The organism is Endozoicomonas sp. ALC020, assembly GCF_049275935.1.
Classification (GTDB): Bacteria; Pseudomonadota; Gammaproteobacteria; order Pseudomonadales; family Endozoicomonadaceae; genus Endozoicomonas_A.
On the sequence record NZ_CP184830.1, the window covers coordinates 3,091,799 to 3,112,982 of the forward strand.

Annotated in this window: 10 protein-coding genes; 1 reads left to right on the plus strand and 9 read right to left on the minus strand. The window is 50.0% G+C overall.

What is annotated here, in order from left to right; translation table 11 throughout:
* Positions 1-7: 7 nt before the first annotated feature.
* Positions 8-10,372, minus strand: coding sequence for a VCBS domain-containing protein (locus tag ACOJUO_RS11380; protein WP_422139836.1), 10,365 nt, complete (start codon positions 10,370-10,372; stop codon positions 8-10).
* A gap of 319 nt (positions 10,373-10,691) precedes the next feature.
* On the opposite strand from ACOJUO_RS11380, the gene ACOJUO_RS11385 reads away from it, so the two are divergent.
* Positions 10,692-11,003 (plus strand): DUF1820 family protein, encoded by a 312-nt coding sequence (locus tag ACOJUO_RS11385; protein ID WP_317143534.1) that lies wholly within the window; start codon positions 10,692-10,694, stop codon positions 11,001-11,003.
* 82 nt (positions 11,004-11,085) lie between these two features.
* On the opposite strand, the gene ACOJUO_RS11390 is transcribed toward ACOJUO_RS11385, so the two are convergent.
* The 8 genes from ACOJUO_RS11390 to ACOJUO_RS11425 all read right to left on the minus strand — a co-directional run bounded on the left by ACOJUO_RS11390 (position 11,086) and on the right by ACOJUO_RS11425 (position 20,839).
* Positions 11,086-11,733, minus strand: a complete 648-nt coding sequence (locus ACOJUO_RS11390; RefSeq protein WP_422139837.1) for a hypothetical protein — start codon at positions 11,731-11,733, stop codon at positions 11,086-11,088.
* A gap of 110 nt (positions 11,734-11,843) precedes the next feature.
* Positions 11,844-13,139 carry a glutamate-1-semialdehyde 2,1-aminomutase gene (gene hemL / locus ACOJUO_RS11395; RefSeq protein WP_422136819.1) on the minus strand — a complete coding sequence of 432 codons (1,296 nt, stop codon included), beginning with the start codon at positions 13,137-13,139 and terminating at the stop codon, positions 11,844-11,846.
* Positions 13,140-13,152: 13 nt separating this feature from the next.
* A complete protein-coding gene (thiE, locus tag ACOJUO_RS11400; protein ID WP_422136820.1) occupies positions 13,153-13,767 on the minus strand; it encodes a thiamine phosphate synthase in 615 nt (204 codons plus the stop codon).
* Positions 13,768-13,829: 62 nt separating this feature from the next.
* Positions 13,830-15,203 (minus strand): DNA repair protein RadA, encoded by a 1,374-nt coding sequence (gene radA / locus ACOJUO_RS11405; protein WP_422136821.1) that lies wholly within the window; start codon positions 15,201-15,203, stop codon positions 13,830-13,832.
* A gap of 188 nt (positions 15,204-15,391) precedes the next feature.
* Complete coding sequence (locus tag ACOJUO_RS11410) at positions 15,392-16,453, minus strand: hypothetical protein (protein WP_422139838.1); 1,062 nt, start codon at positions 16,451-16,453, stop codon at positions 15,392-15,394.
* Positions 16,454-16,525: 72 nt separating this feature from the next.
* Positions 16,526-17,497, minus strand: coding sequence for a hypothetical protein (locus ACOJUO_RS11415; RefSeq protein WP_422139839.1), 972 nt, complete (start codon positions 17,495-17,497; stop codon positions 16,526-16,528).
* Positions 17,498-17,638: 141 nt separating this feature from the next.
* The gene (locus tag ACOJUO_RS11420; protein WP_422136824.1) at positions 17,639-18,799 is read right to left on the minus strand and encodes a hypothetical protein; all 1,161 of its coding nucleotides are present in this window, start codon (positions 18,797-18,799) and stop codon (positions 17,639-17,641) included.
* A 318-nt stretch (positions 18,800-19,117) separates the two neighbouring features.
* Positions 19,118-20,839 carry a hypothetical protein gene (locus tag ACOJUO_RS11425; RefSeq protein ID WP_422139840.1) on the minus strand — a complete coding sequence of 574 codons (1,722 nt, stop codon included), beginning with the start codon at positions 20,837-20,839 and terminating at the stop codon, positions 19,118-19,120.
* Between the last annotated feature and the right edge of the window lie 345 nt (positions 20,840-21,184).

Below are 21,184 nucleotides of genomic sequence, written 5' to 3' on the forward strand. Positions count from 1 at the left end.
TGTGTCGTTAAATCGGTGGAAAGGAATTATCATCCGGCTTTGGTACCAGATTCTCTATGTGAAAGCTTGAACTCCCTGAGGTTGCATCATCGTGGGTAGTCTCTGTGTTACTGCTTGCCAAGGGTTTTTCATCAGTCGGCTGTGATGGTTCGCTTTTTAGCTCATTGGAAATGGTTTGTTCTCCAGCGTTCTCGCTTTGTTGTTCATTGAGATGTTGCTCAACCTGACGCCGTAAAGAGCCCTCGGCTTCATTTTCGGTAGCTGCTTCAAGAACGACCTCGGCACGTATGATCCGGGCATTGTCGATATCACCCTGAGTACGGGGTTGATTTTGATCACGCAGCGCCTCCAGATTGACTTGAGGTTCATTATCAGAAAGGCTTACCTGTATAGGTCCTTCAGTTGCCTGTCTATCATGTTGAACGTTAATGTCGGCGCTTTCACTCCCCGGAGCCTGCTCATGGCTTGAAATCGGCGGTGCTGGTAAAGGCTGGGTCGGATCCATTATCAACGGCGCAGAATGTTCACTGACCGTATCACCTCCTGCACCGGAGGTTGTTACGACTAGCCGGATATTCATATTTTGCGCATTCCCACCTGGTAACAGTGCAGTCAAGTCGGTGGTTGTCCAGTTTTGAACATCGACATGTTCTGTCATTTGGGTAATTGTGTGAGCGTGACCATGGCCATCACTTAATACCGTTCCGACATTAAAACCTGTGAGTTCAATCTTGCTGATACGGTCTTGCGGATCAGCAGGTGGTGTTATCTTTGGGTGTAAATGCAATAGTGCAGAGCTATTGGGAGTAGCGATATCCGTATCGACTGACACCTTCTGTTCGGTCAATGCTCCGACCTGTGATAACTGATGATGACCTGTCACATCGACAAGCATGCCAGAATAGTCTGCCTGTATATCAAAAACCAGGCCTGCATTTTTTGATATTACTTTGCCCAGGGGAGAATGAGTCAGCAGAGTTTTGTCAACATCAACATTGGCAGCCATCGATACACTGAATATCTGACCATGATAGGCATCGTTAGGGTTAAATCCATGGTTTCCTGTGGCAGCAGGTCCGGACTCTTCTGCATAATGATCCTGGTCCTGGGCAAGAGCAAAAACGCCGTGCCCCGGGATCTGGTAGCCTGTTGCAATGTGGTCATGACTGTAAGCGCTCTGGCCATCGACAAGAACATCCAGGTGACCGGTCACTGAGTCCCATAATAATGAGTAGCGATGGCTATTTCCGTCAGTTGTATCAATGCCGGTAGCGTATTCATGGTGACCTATTCCAATGGTCAGGTTATCTGGTCTCCAGACATAAAACTCATTTGGATCTGCCGGGACGCCATAACTCAGAAACGTAGCGCCGTGATGAGCACTTGTGGCAACTTGCTGACTACCGATAATGTTAAACTCAACGGCCAACTTTGTAATAGGGTCTGGTGTATCAAGCTGGCCCTGGTTCAGAACCCCCCCGGTTCCCGCACTGCTAAAGGTCATAACTTTTTGCTCAGCGGAAAAACTTAAAGCAACTGATGCTGCATCAGTTACAGAGTTGGCCATGACCGAAACAGCTTGGGGAGGAGAGGTAACAGAGTGGGTGCCATCAGTCGTCGTCGCAGTGACGTATAACGGCATGGAGCCCTGATAATTCGTTGGAGGTGTTAAAGTCAACGATGAGACATCGCTCGCATTTACTACCCACCCACCGGAACCATCGCTATGACCTGATGAAAACTGAGTACCGGCTAAAAAACCTGTGAGGGTAATGCTTTCCAGGGTATCACCGTGTGATGCAATAACCAGGTTTAGTGCGATGGCCTTATCTTCATCTCCTGCAGGTGGGGCACTGGTTGAAATGGCAGCGGCATCAACAACACTCGAAACACTGATGTTGCCAGTTGCTATGGCTGAATCTGCCGTACCATCGTTAACGGTATAAGTAAAATGTACATCGCCGTTAAAATTGGCGGCAGGGGTGAATACCAAATTGGGGATAGCACCGGTCACTATATTTTGGCCGACAGTCACATCTGCACCATTTAACTGGAATTTGCCCTCATTGGCTGCAGGCAACCGGGTGATGGTGACATGATCCAAAACTGCACCCGCATCCACATCCTGAAAGCCAAAGTCACTGGCACTGAAGGTATAGGCTGTGTCTTCAGTACCACTTAGAGGAACCGTTGCAACCGTGGGTTCATCATTGCTACCCGTGATGGTGATATGAACCGTTTGAGTATTGCCATCACTGGCCGTAAATGTGTAAGAGTCTGCGGCCTGGCGCTTGCTGGCATCCGGAGCAGACGGGTTTAGTTCCTGCACCTTGCTCTGGTCAAGCAGATAGGTCCACAAGCCATTAATCATGGTGAAATGACCATAGGTTGTTGCAGTGGGCGACACATTGTGGAAAACCGGATTATCACCAGCATCAACATCACTAACAGTGAGCATGCCTCTGACATTAGTGATATCACCGATGTCACCTTCGGCAACAGTGGCAACAAGGTTTCCGGATATTATCGAAGGATGATCAATAGCAGCCAGATTCATTGAAGCCGTCTGGGTGACAGAGGACTGATGCTCGTCCTTGACCTCATAGCTAAATTGCACCGGGCCGTTGTAATTTACAGTCGGGATGAAGGTGTATGTGCCGTTATAATTATCAGTAATACGACCATGGTCTGCTGACAGCTTATGAATACTAAGCTGAGCACGGTGATCCACATCAGTGGCGTGAGCCAGAAGGTCAGAAGCCTTTATGATAACCACCTGATCCTCTGTACCCGGAGGCAACACTACTGTTGAAGAGAGTGTTGGTGCGTCATTGGTGCCGCTAACCGTCATCATCAAGGCTTTAGTGTCAGTAGCGCCACTACCGTCAGTCACCATGACCGGGATCACGATTCTTTGCGTATCGCCTTGAGCTAGACCATCGTAGGCCGGATCGGCCGGGTCGAAAGAATAGTTGCCATCGGCATTCAATGTAAACCCTGGCACTTTCATAGTGCTGGAGTAAGTTGCAGTGTCGCCCGTATCGATATCGGTGGAAGTAATGCTTCCCGTGGTCGGCTGGCTGTCACCTTCTATTGCAGAGGCGGGGGAAATGGCGTTCAGTACAGGGCCATCGTTAGAACCGTTAACGGTGATAACAATATTATGGGTTGTGCCATCCGCACTCTGAATCTCGATTGTGTCGGTCAGGCTGTTAGTGGTCGTTGCGCCAGCCCCCAGTGCCTGAACGTCGGCATGGGTCTCGTCCAGGTTATAAGCCCAATGACCATTAGCATCAAGATTTAAGTTGCCATGGGTTGCAGCGTAGTTACCTGCCTGGAAGTGATCCTGCCCTGCATCCTTATCGCTGATACTCAGATTACCAGTGACTTGTAATAAAGAATCCTCGGTGACGCTACCGGACTCTGCTCCAGCAATCACCGCAGCATCCGATTGACCATGCACAGTAATGACCAGATTCCGGGTATCAGTAGCTCCATGTTGATCCGTAGCCGTAATGGGGATAGTCACTGTTTTATCCTGACCGGCCGCAAGAGACTGGTAGGCAGCATGGCCCGGATCAAAAGTATATTGACCATCCCTGCTGAGCATGAAGCCATCAACCGGAGTAGCGATTGAATAAGCGACGGATGCATAGTTATCCGGATCTTTTGACGTGATCTGTCCGCTAAGTGGGCTGTCGTCTTCCGTCGCGCTTTGTGCCTGTATCTGATCAAGCACGGGGGCGTCGTTGGTGCCGCTAACCGTCATCATCAAGGCTTTAGTATCAGTAGCACCACTTCCGTCAGCCACCGTGACCGGGATCACGATTCTTTGCGTATCGCCTTGAGCTAAACCATTGTAGGTCGGATCGGCTGGGTCGAAAGAATAGCTGCCATCGGTCTTCAGCGTGAACCCTGCCACTGTCGCTGTGGTGGAGTAAGTTGCAGTGTCACCCGTATCGACATCAGCGGAAGTAATGCTTCCCGTGGTCGGCTTGCTGTCACCTTCTATTGCAGAAGCGGCAGAAATGGCATTCAGTACCGGGCCATCGTTAGAACCGTTAATGGTGATAACAATATTATGTGTTGTGCCGTCAGCACTCTGAATCTGGATTGTATCTGTCAGGCTGTTGGTGGTCGTTGTGCCAGCCCCCAGCGCCTGTACATCGGCATGGGAATTATCCAGGTTGTAAGCCCAATGACCATTAGCATTAAGGTCAAGGTTGCCATGAGTCGCAGTGTAGTTAGCCGTCTGAAACTGATCCTCCCCGGCATCTTTATCGGTAATACTCAGGATACCAGTGACTTGTAATGAAGAATCCTCGGTGACGCTACCGGAGTCTGCTCCAGCAATCACCGCAGCATCCGGTTGACCATGTACAGTAATGACCAGATTCCGGGTATCAGTGGCTCCATGTTGATCCGTAGCCGTAATGGGGATAGTCAGCGTTTTATCCTGACCGGCCGCAATGGACTGGAACGCGGCATGGCCCGGATCAAAAGTATATTGACCATCCCTGCTGAGCGTGAAGCCATCAACCGGAGTAGCGACTGAATAAGCGACGGATGCATGGTTATCCGGGTCCTGTGAAGTGACTTGCCCGCTAACTTGACTGTCATCTTCCGTCGCGTTTTGTGCCTGTATCTGATCAAGCACAGGGGCGTCGTTGGTACCGCTAACCGTCATCACCAAGGCTTTAGTATCAGTAACGCCAAGACCGTCGGTCACCGTGACCGGGATCACGATTTTTTGTGTATCGCCCTGAGCTAAACCATCGTAGGCCGGATCGGCTGGGTCGAAAGAGTAGGTGCCATCGGCATTCAGTGTAAACCCTGGCACCGTCATAGTGGTGGAGCAAGTTGCAGTGTCGCCTGTATCGACATCAGTGGAAGTAATGCTTCCCGTAGTCAGCTGGCTGTCACCTTCTGTTGCAGAGGCGGCGGAAATGGCATTCAGTACCGGGCCATCGTTAGAACCGTTAATAGTGATAACAATATCATGTGTTGTGCCGTCAGCACTCTGAATCAGGATACTATCGGTCAGGCTGTTGGTGGTCGTTGTGCCAGCCCCCAACGCTTGAACGTCGGCATGGGTGTTATCCAGGTTGTAAGCCCAGTGACCATTGCCATCAAGATGTAGTGTGCCATGGGTTGCTGTGTAGTTACCCGCCTGGAAGTAATCCTGCCCTGCATCGTTATCGGTAATACTCAGGATGCCAGTGACTTGTAATGAAGAATCCTCGGTGACACTGCCGGAGTCTGCTCCGGCAATCACCGCAGCATTGGATTGACCGTGTACGATAATGACCAGGTTCCGGGTATCGCTGGCCCCGTGTTGATCCGTAACCGTAATGGGGATAGTCAGCGTTTGATCCTGACCGGCCGCAAGTGACTGGTAGGCAGCATGGCCCGGATCAAAAGTATATTGACCATCCCTGCTGAGCATGAAGCCATCAACCGGAGTAGTGATTGAATAAACGACGGATGCATGGCTATCCGGGTCTTGTGAAGTGATCTGTCCGTTAAGTTGACTGCCGTTTTCGGTCGCGCTTTGTGCCTGTATCTGATCAAGTACAGGGGCGTCGTTGGTACCGCTAAGCGTCATCACCAAGGCTTTAGTATCAGTAGCGCCACCGCCGTCGGTCACCGTGACGGGGATCACGATTCTTTGCGTATCGCCTTGAGCTAGACCATCGTAGGCCGGATCGGCTGGGTCGAAAGAGTAGGTGCCATTGGCATTCAGTGTAAACCCTGCCACCGTCGTAGTGGTTGAGTAAGTTGCAGTGTCGCCCGCATCGACATCGGCGGAAGTAATGCTTCCCGTAGTCAGCTGGCTGTCACCTTCTGTTGCAGAGGCGGCGGAAATGGCATTCAGAACCGGGCCATCGTTAGAGCCGTTAATGGTGATAACAATATTATGGGTTGTGCCATCCGCACTCTGAATCTGAATGGTATCGGTCAGGCTGTTGGTGGTTGTTGCGCCAGCCCCCAGCGCCTGAACGTTGGCGTGGGTGTTATCCAGGCTGTAAGCCCAGTGACCATTGGCATCAAGATGTAAGTTGCCATGGGTTGCTGTGAAGTTACCTGCCTGGAAGTGATCCTGCCCTGCATCCTTATCGGTGATACTCAGGCTACCAGTGACTTGTAGGTAAGAATCCTCGGTGACGCTACCGGCGTCTGCTCCGGCAATCACCGCAGCGTCCGATTGACCGTGCACAGTAATGACCAGATTCCGGGTATCAGTGGCTCCATGTTGATCCGAAGCCGTAATGGGGATAGTCACCGTTTTATCCTGACCGGCCGCAAGGGACTGGTAGGCAGCATGGCCCGGATCAAAAGTATATTGACCATCCCTGTTAAGCGTGAAGCCATCAACCGGAGTAGCGATTGAATAAGCGACGGATGCATGGTTATCCGGGTCTTGAGAAGTGATCTGCCCGCCAAGCTGGCTGCCATCTTCTGTCGCGCTTTGCGCCTGTATCTGATCAAGTACGGGGGCGTCGTTGGTACCGCTAACCGTCATCACCAAGGCTTTAGTATCAGTAGCGCCACTACCGTCAGTCACCGTGACGGGGATCACGATTCTTTGCGCATCGCCCTGAGCTAAACCATCGTAGGCCGGATCGGTTGGGTCGAAAGAATAGGTGCCATCGGCATTCAATGTAAACCCTGCCAGCGCCGCAGTGGTGGAGTAGGTTGCAGTGTCGCCCGTATCGACATCAGCGGAAGTAATGCTTCCCGTGGTCGGCTGGCTGTCACCTTCTGCTGCAAAGGCGGCAGAAATGGCATTCAGGACCGGGCCATCGTTAGAGCCGTTAATGGTGATAACAACATTATGGGTTGTGCCATCCGCACTCTGAATCTGAATGGTATCGGTCAGGCTGTTGGTGGTCGTTGCGCCAGCGCCCAGCGCCTGAACGTCGGCGTGGGTGTTATCCAGGTTGTAAGCCCAGTGACCATTAGCATTAAGGTTCAAGGTGCCATGGGTTGCTTTATAGTTACCCGTCTGGAAGTGATCCTGCCCTGCATCCTTATCGGTGATACTCAGATTACCAGTGACTTGTAATGAAGAATCCTCGGTGACGCTACCGGAGTCTGTTCCAGCAATCACCGCAGCATCCGATTGACCATGTACGGTAATGACCAGATTCCGGGTATCTTTGGCCCCATGTTGATCCGTAGCCGTAACGGGGATAGTCAACGTTTTATCCTGACCGACCGCAAGGGACTGGTAGGCAGCATGGCCCGGATCAAAAGTATATTGACCATCGCTGCCGAGCATGAAACCATCAACCGGAGTAGCGATTGAATAAGCGACGGATGCATGGTTATCCGGGTCTTGTGAAGTGACTTGCGCGCTAAGCTGGCTACCATCTTCCGAAGCGCTTTGCGCCTGTATTTGATCAAGCACGGGGGCGTCGTTGGTACCGCTAACGGTTATTACCAGGGCTTTAGTATCTGTAGCGGCACTTCCGTCAGTCACCGTGACCGGGATCACGATTGTTTGCGTATCGCCTTGAGCTAGACCATTGTAGGTCGGATCGGCTGGGTCGAAAGAATAGGTGCCATCGGCCTTCAGCATGAACCCTGCCACTGTCGCTGTGGTGGAGTAAGTTGCAGTGTCACCCGTATCAACATCGGCGGAAGTAATGCTTCCCGTGGTCGGCTGGCTGCCACCCTCTGTTGCAGAGGCGGCGGAAATGGCATTCAGTACCGGGCCATCGTTAGAACCGTTAATGGTGATAACAATATTATGGGTTGTGCCATCAGCACTCTGAATCTGAATCCTGTCGGTCAGGCTGTTGGTGGTCGTGGTGCCGACCCCCAGTGCCTGAACGTCGGCATGGGCGTTATCCAGATTGTAAGCCCACTGACCATTAGCATTAAGGTTCAAGTTGCCATGGGTTGCTTTGTAGTTACCCGTCTGGAAGTGATCCTGCCCTGCATCCTTATCGGTGATACTCAGATTACCAGTGACTTGTAATGAAGAATCCTCGGTGACGCTACCGAAGTCTGCTCCAGCAATCACCGCAGCATCCGATTGGCCATGTACAGTAATGACCAGATTCTGTGTGTCGGTGGCTCCATGTTGATCCGTAACGGTAATAGGGATACTCAGCGTTTTATCCTGACTGGCCGCAAGGGACTGGTAAGCAGCATGGCCCGGATCAAAAGTATATTGACCATCCCTGTTAAGCGTGAAGCCATCAACCGGAGTAGCGACTGAATAAGCGACGGATGCGTGGTTATCCGGGTCTTGCGAAGTGATCTGCCCGCTAAGTTGACTGCCATCTTCCGTTGCGCTTTGTGCCTGTATCTGATCAAGCACGGGGGCGTCGTTGGTACCGCTAACCGTCATCAACAAGGCTTTAGTATCTGTAGCGCCATTACCGTCAGTCACCGTGACCGGGATCACGATTCTTTGCGTATTGCCTTGAGCTAAACCATCGTAGGCCGGATCGGCTGGGTCGAAAGAATAGGTACCATCGGCCTTCAGCGTAAACCCTGCCGCCGTCGCTGTGGTGGAGTAAGTGGCAGTGTCGTCCGTATCAACATCGACGGAAGTAATGCTTCCCGTGGTTGCCTGACTGGCACCTTCTGTTGCAGAGGCGGCGGAAATGGCGTTCAGCACCGGGCCATCGTTAGAACCGTTAACGGTGATAACAATGTCATGCGTTGTGCCATCTGCACTCTGAATCTGGATTGTATCGGTCAGGCTGTTGGTGGTCGTTGTGCCAGCCCCCAGCGCCTGAACGTTGGCATGGGCATTATCCAGATTATAAGCCCAGTGACCATTAGCGTTGAGGTTTAAGTTGCCACAGGTTGCTGTGTAGATACCTGCCTGGAAGTGATCCTGCCCTGCATCCTTATCGGTGATACTCAGGCTACCAGTGACTTGTAATGAAGAGTCCTCGGTGACACTACCGGAGTCTGCTCCAGCAATCACCGCAGCATTGGATTGACCGTGTACGGTAATGACCAGATTCCGGGTATCGGTGGCTCCGTGTTGATCTGTAACCGTGATGGGGATAGTCAGCGTTTTATTCTGACCGGCAACAAGGGGCTGATAGGCGGTATGGCCTGGGTCAAAGGCATACTGACCATCTCTGCTGAGCGTGAAGCCATCAACCGGAGTGGCGATTGAATAAGCGACGGATGCATGGTTATCCGGGTCTTGTGAAGTGATCTGTCCGCTAAGTTGGTTGCCATCTTTCTTTACACTTTGCGCCTGTATCTGATCAAGCACGGGGGCGTCGTTGGTGCCGCTAATTGTCATCAACAGAGCTTTTGTATCAGAAGCGCCGCTAGCGTCAGTCACCGTGACCGGGATGACGATTTTCTCCGAATCGCCCTGAGCCAAGCTGTTGTAAGCCGGATCGGTTGGGTCGAAAGAATAGGAGCCATCGGCATTCAGTGCGAACCCTGCTACTGTCATCGTGGTAGAGAAGGTTGCAGTGTCGCCAGTATCGACATCGGTAGAGGTAATGCTGCCAGTGGTCGGTTGACTGACACCTTCAACTGAATGGCCTGCATGTCCACCATTTACGACTGGCAAGTCATTAGAGCCTTGAACTTCAACAGTAAACGCGCGGGAGAAATCAACACCGTTTGTATTTAGAGCATGTACGACAAAATGCTCAGATACACGCTGTCCATCATGCAGCCCCTGAACATCAGATGCACTGTTATCCAGCGTGTAGCCCCACGCACCACTTTCCTGAATGGTCAGAACACCATATTTACCCTGATAAACTTGCGCGGGGAAAGTGCCCTCCCCATTTTTTAAATCCAATTGTCCATAAGCACTGATCTGCGAATCTTCGATCACTTGACCAGCAAAACTGCCGACAATTGTCAGAGGTAAATTACTCGAAGCAGCATTTTCGGATAATGCTGGTGACCTTCCTGCTATCTGTGGAGCAACGGTCCCGTTTCGTGAATTTAAAAAAGATTTTTCATTAAATAGCGAAACTGAGCCAGAGTCTGTATTTAAATCGCCGGTGTAGTCTCGTGCAGATTGATCATTAGCGGAAGCTTGTCCTTTCGAAACCTCCACTTCAAGGTTAACGCGCTCCACAATAGCTGCTGCCTTATGATGCCCGTCTTCAAACTCTATAACATGCATAACCCGACGGTCATTATGCTCTCTGGCTGTTTCAGTCGCTTGCAGTGTTTCATCTGAACCACTGTCAGGCAAACTATTGGCTGAGTGGACACTGTTTATTGCAGAATTAGCAGCATTATTCTGCAAGATGTCAGCCACAGGTTGAAGGTCTTTCACTAAAACAGAGATCGGGGATCCTGATTCTTCCTGAAGAACCACATGATGCTCATCGGGACTTGAAATTATCGTGCTCTCAGAAATCAGCATGCCTGATTCAAGGGACTCAAGCTCACCAGAGTTAGCTAGATAGAAAACCGGGCCCGAAATTTGCGACACTGTAAACATATCGAATACAAACCATGTTCCATAACCAGCCCACAGTGAAATATAGTTTAGATATCGAAAAATTACTAAAGTCCAATAAACCCCCGTTTTCATTAGCTCATGGTCGCCCAGTCTGTGCTATGCTAGCCGCCTTTAGTATTACATGCCCGAAATGACCATAGGCGTTAGAACCAGTCCCTAATCTCCTTTGGAAATGAATGTTTTTCATTAAAGTTTCCGGCGTCACAGGTGTTTGGAGTCAATGTCGAAATCTCAGATTTTTCGCGTTATTTTTCAGAATGAGTCTGAAGTCTTTGAAGTGTATGCTCGACAGATTTTCCAGAGCGAGCTCTGGGGATTTATTGAAGTAGAGGAATTTGCTTTTGGTGAGCGTAGCCAGTTGCTGGTCGATCCCAGTGAAGAGAAACTAAAGAGCACTTTCGAAGGTGTTAAGCGGAGTTATATTCCTTTGTCGTCTATTATTCGTATTGACGAAGTTGAAAAAGAAGGGGCAGCCAAGGTTTCTGAAGCAAAAGGCAATAACGTCAAACTGTTTCCAATGCCTCCGGCATGAGCCTTCGGGTCTGAGCCCTGATCGCGCATTTGTTTGCCGGTCGCCTGCTGCTGGCAGTGCAGCAGGAAAGGGGAGGGTTCGTTTATTCCTGATTGATGTCTGCTTGTTCGAAAGGCCGGTTCTGGTTTTTCAATAGCATGAACAAACCGGTTGCCATCAGCAGGCTTCCCAGGGCAAGCATGTAGCGGAATAGGTTAAGCCTCAGGTATCCGCCCAGGGTGCCCTGATTGCCAATGACCAGGCCGCCAATAAAAAAGCTGATGAACGCAACGAGCAGTAAGCCTTTGGGTCCGGGCTCTACCTGTGCTCTGACGACACTGTAGAGGGCTATGAGCAGGCTGAAAGCCAACAGGGCGTCCCTGTAGAGTGTTTCAACCCCGTACCAGCGGCTTATTTCGTAAGCCAGACAGAGTCCGATGATCATCCTTCCCCAGGCCGGCTTGCTCCACACCCTGTTAGACAGAAGCAGGGCAATGGCTGTACCAACTAATGGTGGCGAAAGGTAAGTAGCGGCGTTATTCAGAAAGAGATAGACACCGGTCCAGATCTCTGAAAAGCCATACTTCAGGGTGCCCGCTGCCGACGCCAGAGCAACCAGCAGGAAGCCCAGGAGGGCCCCCTTGGTAGCCGTTCTGTGAATCTCGGCAAATGCCTGTTGCTGGCAGAGCAGGAAAACAGCAAAGGTGCTGGCAGCTGCCAGCACCGCATCCGAAAGAGCCAGTGAACTCATAGTGAATACAGCCGTGAGGTAAGAAAACTATTTTGCGTCATTCTCATGTATGAATCCGGTGAGCATGGAAAACGACGCAGTAAAATATTTTTCACGGTCAATTGATTACCTTATCGACAGTGAAGGAAAGCACGATCCGCAGCCTCTATGGTTTTCTGAATCTCCAGATCACCATGAGCTTCGGATATAAATCCGGCTTCGAATGCGGAGGGAGCCAGATAGACTCCCTCATCCAGCATGGCGTGGAAGAAGCGACCATAGAAGGTTCCATCGCAGGCCATTACCTGATTAAAGCGGTCGACGCGAGGCTGGTCAGTGAAAAATAAACCAAACATACCACCCACTTGAGAGGTTTGCAGGGGAATACCATGTTGTGAGGCTTTCTCCTTGAAGCCTGCCAGTAACTTCGCTGCTTTTTCGGTAAGTTCTGCGTGGAAGCCGGGACGGCTCAGGTTTCTCAGTGTCGCCAGCCCTGCGGCCATAGCCAACGGGTTACCAGACAGGGTACCAGCCTGATAAACCGGTCCCAGTGGAGCCAGGTGCTCCATGACCTCTTTTCGGCCACCAAAAGCACCCACTGGCAGACCGCCACCTATGATTTTACCCAGTGTCGTCAGATCTGGTTTTACGCCATAGTGAGCCTGTGCTCCACCCAGGGCAACACGGAATCCGGTCATGACTTCATCAAAGATTAGCAGGGCGCCGTACTCACTACATACTTCTCTCAGACCTTCAAGGAAACCTTTGACCGGGGGAATGCAGTTCATGTTACCGGCCACTGGTTCGACGATGATACAGGCCACTTCGCTGCCTGTTTCTGCAAAAGCCTGTTTAACAGAGTCAATGTCGTTGTACGTCAGTGTAATAGTGCTTTCTGCCAGAGCTTGAGGAACTCCCGGAGAACTTGGCACTCCCAGAGTCAGTGCGCCAGAGCCAGCCTTTACCAGCAGTGAGTCAGAATGGCCATGGTAGTTGCCTTCAAACTTGACAATTTTGTCACGGCCGGTAAAGCCCCTGGCCAGACGAATAGCACTCATGGTGGCTTCGGTGCCCGAGCTCACCATTCTGAGCAGTTCCATGGAGGGAAAAATTTCACGGACTTTCAGAGCCAGCTCGGTTTCCAGGGTTGTGGGCGCACCAAAGCTCATTCCATCCAGAGCCTGATCGCGAACGGCGCTGACAACATCCGGATGGTTATGTCCGAGAATCATCGGACCCCAGGAACCCACATAATCTATCAGGCTGTTGCCATCGACATCTTGAATATAGGCACCTTTGGCACTTTTGAAGAAGACTGGCTTGCCACCGACACCCTTGAACGCTCTGACCGGTGAGTTGACTCCCCCCGGGATGACAGCCTGGGCTTCAGTAAAAAGAGTGCTAGAGCGTTCATGGGGAAGGGACATGATCTATTCCTGATTAAAACAATTCAGTAAAACTGCGGGCACGACTCTGAATATCTGTGGAAGCAAATAAATTATGAACCACTGCCACCATATCAGCACCCACTTCTATGAGCTGCGGGGCATTATCCACAGTAATTCCTCCAATAGCTACAACAGGGACTTCAAAGGTCTCCCGGGCAGAAGGCAGAAGTGACGGCTCGGCAGGCTTGGCGTCAGGCTTGGTATGTGAGGGGAAAAAACGTCCAAAGGCAATGTAATCGGCACCCTCCTCAACAGCCTTGTGGGCCAGATCGAGAGATCCTTCACAGCTGATACCAATAATAGCGTATTCCCCGAGCCTTTTTCGGGCGGATTTTATGGATTCATCCTGTTGTCCCAGGTGCACGCCGTCTGCTTCCGATTCTGCAGCCAGTTCAATGTCATCATTGATGATCAAAAGGGCCCCGTATGTGTGGCAGAGCACCCTCAGAGTACTGGCCTGACGGAACCTCTTTTCATGATCCAGACTTTTGTCTCGGTACTGAAGTACTTTCATGCCGCCCATCAAAGCCTGTTCAACCGCTTCCAGTAGAATACGATCGTCGGGGAGAAGCTGGCTGTCGGTTACACCGTAGAGACCTTTGAGCATGTTCTAACCTGATTTCAAACATTTCGCCGGATTATAACAGGATGAGTGTCGACCCGGATAATTCAGATAGCCTCCAGTGCCTCGGACAGTTTGTGAACACCGACAACAGTTAATCCTTCAATGGGTTTTCTGGGCTTGTTTGCTGCCGGAACAATGGCTCTTCTGAAACCATGTTTGGCCGCTTCAATCAGGCGCTCCTGACCATTGGCAACGGGCCTGATTTCACCCGCAAGGCCCACTTCCCCAAAGGCAAAAAGGTCTTGGGGCAGAGCACTGTCGCGCAGGCTGGAAACGACTGCCAGCAAACCGGCCAGATCGGCGCTGGTTTCTGTGACTTTCACGCCCCCTACCACGTTGAGAAAGACATCCTGATCGCTGGTAAAAATACCCCCGTGTCGAGTCAGTATCGCCAGCAGCATGGCCAGCCTGTTTTGATCCAGTCCCACTGTTACACGTCTTGGGTTGCCTAGCTGCGAGTCTACGACCAGTGCCTGAATTTCCACCAGAAGAGGGCGGGTGCCTTCCCACAAAACATTGATAATGCTGCCTGAGGTGGGCTCAGATGCCCGGGACAGGAAAATGGCTGAAGGATTTTTGACTTCTTTCATGCCCCTTTCCGTCATGGCAAAGATGCCCAGCTCATTCACCTGACCAAATCGGTTCTTGGTTGCCCGCATAACCCTGAAGCGTGAATCATCAGTATTTCCAAGCATGATCTGGGTATCAATAATATGGGACAGGGTCATGGGGCCTGCCAGAGAATTATCTTTGGTCACATGGCCCACCAACAATAAGACAGTGCCTGTCTGTTTGGCAAAACGGGTGAGAAAGGCAGCGGACTCCCTGACCTGGGCAACGCCTCCGGGAGCCGCATCCACACCGTTCATATACATGACCTGGATAGAGTCGATAACAATAACCCCTGGCTTCTCCTGTTCGGCCACAGCGACAATATTTTCGGCTGAGGTTTCTGCCAGCATCTTCAGGCGATCAGCAGGCAGGTCGAGGCGTTTGGCCCGGGCTGCAATCTGTTGCAGTGATTCCTCACCGGAGACATAAAGGGCATTCATGCTCTGGGCAACATGACACAGGACCTGAAGCAGGATGGTACTCTTGCCAGCCCCCGGATGGCCGCCAATCAGGACAGCACTGCCTTTGACAAAACCACCGCCGAGAACCCGATCAAACTCTGACGTGCCACTGCTGAACCTGGGCGCTTCAGCAACATCCACCTCACTCAGGGTCTGAAGACCACTGAGGGTGCCTGCAAAGCCTGATTTATTGACGGCACCAATAGAGGGGGAAGCCGCAGGTCCCAGGTTGACCTCTTTGAACGTATTCCAGGCTTTACAGTCTGGACATTGCCCCTGCCACTTGGAGGACTCGCTGCCGCACTCGGTGCAGACATAGGCTTTTCTGGATTTTGCTTTGGCCATTAGAAGGTTTCAGATAAAACTGTATGGTAGCCTGTCCTTGTGTCAGCTCCAACTTAAAGCGCCATCTCTTTGTTGCGAGTCTGAAGCCTTTTTCGCACAGGGCTCACAGCCATGACAGCAAAAGTCGTATGTGCAATCAGTCAGTTTTTTAGAATCCTGTTTACTTCGAGCTTCAGGGCTGCTCCCTGTCATGGCCCGGGTGCTGGGGGGTGGTATCTTGCTATGTGAGTCCTCAGGGCCGCATAATTACTGAAGACTATCCCACATTGCCGCAGGCCGTCATTCTCGTCGATTAAGATCATGTTGCAAGCTATTGGACCACGTACTCTCGAATGGATATCGAAAGAGGCCGTTTGTGAGGAGCTGACACCCCGGGACTCGTCATAAGGCTCCGGCAAGTGCTGCTGTGCCCCATCGCGTACTGCAAAATCTGGTGAGTTTGCTAATGAAGACAGGCCTACTCTGCAATACGGGCAGATTTCCGGAGTTGTCTGAAATATATTTTGTAAACAATGTTTGTCAATTTTCTGTGAACAGCAGGGCGTAAGAATCGCATTGGTAAACATTTCAAAGCATATAGGGCAATCGGCACTTGCTTCAGGTAGCTTTCTGCTCTCAGCTGGTGGTCGTAATCGACAAACGCCTTTACAGGAGTCGACGTAACAATCTAAACCGAAAGTGTGCTGCTGTTGTTCGGGGTCTCCATTACCGTCGCGGTGGCAAGAGAGAAGCCTGGCAAAAGAGCCTATAAGACGGTTGATTGTTCCTGAGGCCTGCTGACCAGATGATGCTGATGTCTGGCTTTGCTGGCCACTTTCTGTTTGACCCTGTCCCGGAAGGACCATAGTGGTGATCGCAAACGGATGATCCTGACTTGCCTGCGGTTGATCCAGCGGATTAAACAGAGGTGAATCCGGGTTCCCATAGCTTTTCAAAAGCATTCCGACAGCAACAAGCGCTTCTAATGGTATCCATGAATAAAGTCTGGCGCTCAAAGAGGTGTCACTGGTGTTCAGGAGCAGTTTGTTAGCCGCCAGCAGATGAGTGGCAGAAATCAGCTCCCACGATATCGATTCAATAAAAGAGGTTGTTTCAACGTAACTGTTGAGTTTTATAGAAACGCTCCCTTTTGGAACGCCTCCATTCTGTTCAAACTCGGCAATAAAATAGCTTTTCGACGGTTCGGCGGAACATATAACAGAAACCGACATTAGCAATAACAGCAGTGCCGCTGAAAATGGGTTTTTCAAAGGTTTAACCTGACAGCTATTTTGTGTCTTTGAGAATGTGGAGGCTAGACCAGAAACTCATCAGGGGTATATTTATTCGAGATACCCGATCAGGTCTCTAACATACTTGTAGACTCTTTGACATGGCCCATCCTCGCCAACTATTGGCAAGTCTCCGTTAACAGAACCTGTTAAGTCCTGCGGTGCCTCTGCGCTTGCTATAAAACCTAGTGATCGTAATACTGATAACGTGCCTGCTGTGCAAAATGGGCACTGTCCCGACTCCGACCATACCAAAGCATCCAGTAGACAACATGTCTCGACTCTTTTCGAACAGCAGGGAGTCACAAGCACATCATCTCTAAACATTTGATGGCATATAGGGCACTCCCCATCTGCTTCACTTGGAGAAAAATCCGGTGATTGAGCTAGAAAAGACAAATCTTCTCTGCAATATGGGCAGGTGTTCCCAGTTTTCTCAAATGCCTCTTGCAAGCAGTGTTTGTCAATTTTCTGTGAACAACAAGGAGTAAGAATCGTATTGGTAAACGTTTCACAGCATATAGGGCATTCGTCACTTGCTTCAGGTGACATACTGCTAGCAGCGGGTGATCGAAATCGACAAACGCCATTACAGGAATCGACGTAACACTCTAAACCGAAAGTATGTTGGGGTTGTTCAGGGTTCCCATTACCGTCGCGGCGGCAAGTCTGGAGCTGGGCGAAACAGTTTTTAAGGTGGGTGGTTGTTACTGAGGCCTGCTGATTGGATGATGCTGATGCCTGGCTTTGCTGGTCATTTTTTTGTTGACCCAGTCCGGGAAGTACCATAGTAGTGATGGCAAACGGATGATCCTGACTGGCCTCCAGTTGATCCGTCGGGTTGAACAGCAATGAATTGGAGTTCCAATCACTTTTCAAAAGCATGCCGACGGCGACAAACGCTTCTACCGGTATCCATGAATAAGGTTTGGCGCTCAGGGCATTGTTGTAAGGTTCGGCGTAACAGATAACAGACAACGACATCAGCAAGAACAGCAATGCAGCAGAAAATGGTTTTCTCAAGGGGTCATCCTTAATATCTATTTCGTATTTTTTGAAATAGAGAGGCTAGATCAGAACGTTGTTAAATCAAGAAAAAATGATCGATTGGTATGAAATTCCCCGCTCCAATCATAGAGGGGGCTCTCTGGCCACGTCACAGTTTCATCGGCGAAAGTGGAAGTGTGATACATGATTGGCCAGGGCTGCGTGATTTTTGCAGACCTTCCCACATGGCAACACCCTGCCAATCCCGTCCATTAGGATCACCTCGCAGACTGCTAGATCAAGTGCTCTCATAGTGTTAGTGAAAGAGGCCGTTTGTGAGGAACTGATACCCGAAGGCTTGTTATCAGCAACTGTTAAGTCCTGCTGTGATTCTACACTTGCTGCAAAATCCGGTGATTCTGCCAGGAAAGACAGATCTCTTCTGCAAAATGGACAGGTTTTCGTTGACCCTGGTGAAGTGCTCAGAAATATCTCTTTTAAACAGTGTGTGTCAATTTTATTCGAACAACAGGGAGTCACAGTTACTTTTCCAAACATTTCAAAGCATATGGGGCACTCCTCACCTCTATCAGGTTGCCTGCTGCTATCAGCTTGTGATCGGAATTGACAAACGCCATTACAGGAATCGACGTAACAATTTAAGCCGAAAGTATGCTGATGTTGTTCGGGGTTTTCTTTGCCTTCGCCAGAGCCGCGAGACAGAAACCTGGCGAAAAAGCCTCTACGGGTGATTGTTCCTGAGGCCTGCTGACCGGATGATGCTGATGCCTGGTTTTGTTGGCCATTTTCTGTTTGATCCTGTCCCGGAAGCACCATAGTGGTGATCGCAAACGGATGATGCTGACTTGTCTCCAGTTGATCCACCGGGTTAAACAGCGATGAATTGGAGTTCCAATAGCTTTTCAAAAGTATGCCGACAGCGACAAACGCTTCTGCGGGTATCCATGAATAGGGTTTGGCGCTCAGAAGCGGGGCGCTGGTGGTCAGAACCAGCTTGTAAGCAACCAGCAGATGAGCGACATAAATCAATTCCCACGGGATTGATTCAATAAGAGGCGTTGTTTCTCCATAATCGCCAAGTCTGTATGATTTGTGATCAGGCGGAAAAATTGATCCTGAGTCATCATTTGTTTCGGCAGAGTATGACTTATCGTACGACAATGTGTTTTTATTGTATTCTATGAAAAAACTCCTTTCTGGAACGCCTCCATCTTGTTCAAACTCGACAATAAAATGTCTTTTAAAAGATTTGGCATTACAGGTAACAGGCAGCAATATTAGCAATAACAGCAGTGCCTTGGAAAATGGCTTTTTCAAAGCTTTATCCTTACATCTGTTTTGTGTTTTTAAGAATTGAGAGGCTAGACCAGAAAATTGATAGATCAAGAAAATAAGTATTTTTTCAAAAACAAAGGTTTCACCGTGCTAGAAAATGTCTTCTAAGTAATTAACGCCCGGAGTATTCATGACAACACTGGCCTTATCAGCAGTTTTTTGGCGTTAGTTGACAATTTTTATTTCAACTGTCGATACCAAACACCTCTACTCATACAACCTTGGCTTCAGGCCGTGTTTCGGCCGCAGGCATGGTCTTGCCTGCGATGCCGAGTTCATTTGTCCATCGTCGTTTATGATTCAGTATTGACTTGAGCTGCCAATTTCCTCTGATTTCAAACCTGAATCAGGTTTGATTTCCGAGAGGGTGGCAATTTCAAAAGAGAGTGATTGGGCGATGGCTATCAACGTTCTGTAACCAGCACTTTCTACCTGTCTGGGTAACTTCAGTACTTTGCTTAACATATCCGGGTTGTTTTTCAGGAAGCTCTTTACCTGAGCTGCGAAAGCGTTGGGAAACCGGCAAACCACGGGAGGTGTTGCTGACATTTGTCGGGTGATCAATTTATGAAAACCGGAAGGGTTTCCAGAAAAGAGCTGTTGCCAGTTTTCAATACTGAGCCGGGTCGCATTTTCTGCGATAAACCCGGGCCAGAAGTCGACCAGATCAGGGTGAGCAAGTAGTTTTTTAAAAACAGTCGGCTCAATGTCCAGAGCCGCTTTTGGGTAATGTTTGATGAATTCCAGAGTGATAGTTTTTTCCTGGGTAAAGTCAGACAGTAGCAGTGTACTTCGGGTGGCTTTGCACAAAAGCGGTGACCGGGCAACCATCAAGCCGTTCTGGTGCCTCAGATAATGTTTTGAGGCTACGGTAATATAGTGCTCTTCCATTTCCGGGCTGAGTTGAATCAGAAGAATGAGCTGATGCACGAGGGCTGACTTACATCGAGCCAACACATTCGGGTATTTCAGATAAAGACCAAGACCCATCATGTCAGGATCATCCTGTGGCAGACGGGCAATAATGTCGGTGCTCTGCTGCCGGGCAACAGAGAGAACAATTTGATAAAGAGGATCTTGTTTCTTGCGCTGAGGCTTTGCAATGCGCAGGAGGTGATCATCCAGTGAAAGCTTCATGCTCTTCAGGTCCATAGCTACGGCGTCAGGACATTTTTCCAGACGGGATCTGAGTTCAAACCCTTTAACTTTCAGAAACCTGTCACCAAGATCTTTATCCTGACGGATCTTCTTCAGCAGTCGTTCCAGATTTTCAGTGTTGGATGATTGCAACCAGCCATCCATTTCAATCAGTGATTCGGCATTATCATCCCACTGTCGCTTCTCATCTTTTGCAACCTGATTCGCTGCCTTGGCAGAAGAAGGCGTGACAACATTGCCCTGAGTCTCAGTAATAAGGTCTTTGGTGAAGGCATCAAAACAGTTCCGGGTAGTCTGATACAGGTCATTCAGATCGCCCTGAGTTGCGCACAGATGACTGAATTCATCCAGCCATTCAAACAGTGCTGTTCTGTAGAATCCGACCAGCTGGTTGAGATCGCTGACGTCCATAAAGTTGCAGAATCTTGAAAAGCCTTCATGCAGGGTTTGTTTCAGTTCGACCTGAATATTTTTCCCGGTTTTTTTGGCTTTGACGGAAGCTTGCAGCAGATTATTGAGCTGCTCTCTGGTACGAATGATCTGACAGGCGGGGGTTTTCAGGAATGCTGCGACCTGTTTGGTCAGTACTGAGAAGTCCAGCTCTCCCGCTACCTTTGCTTCAAGCATTGAGGCGGAACGATCACTGAGGTTGAGGTATTGATTCACATCCTGGGCTGATTGAATCAGCGAGCCGAGCAGGTTTCTCAGGCGAACCGGGTCCGGATGAGTGACAATCCAGTCTTTATAGCTGGCTATTACTTCCACCAGTTCGTATTGGTCATTGAGTCCAACCCTGGTACCCGGTGCAAACTTATTACGATCTAGCGTCAGATCCCGAACCTGTTCATAGAGACCCTGAGTCATTGTTTACTTCCCTGTTTTAAAACCTCTTTATCAAGAATCTAGCAACAGAAACAGAGTCAGGATCAGAGTCAGAAACCTGATTCAGCATTTAGATAAGCTTTAACAGTGAGTGGAGATGACAAAAAGGCGTCAGCAGGAGAGCGCCCTGAGCACTCTTCAGCACAGATCAGATTTCCTTGTGAGGGCCGAATCCTGGTGAGCGCCCGGGATTTCAATTTGCTCACGAATCAGGACGATGACCCCCTGTGTCAGCGTTCATGGCGGTTTTGGAAGCTTACACGCTGGTGGCTGATCTGATTGAGAATCCTAATGAGCTGTCAGAGCTGTTGGCAGTGGGTTGAGCAC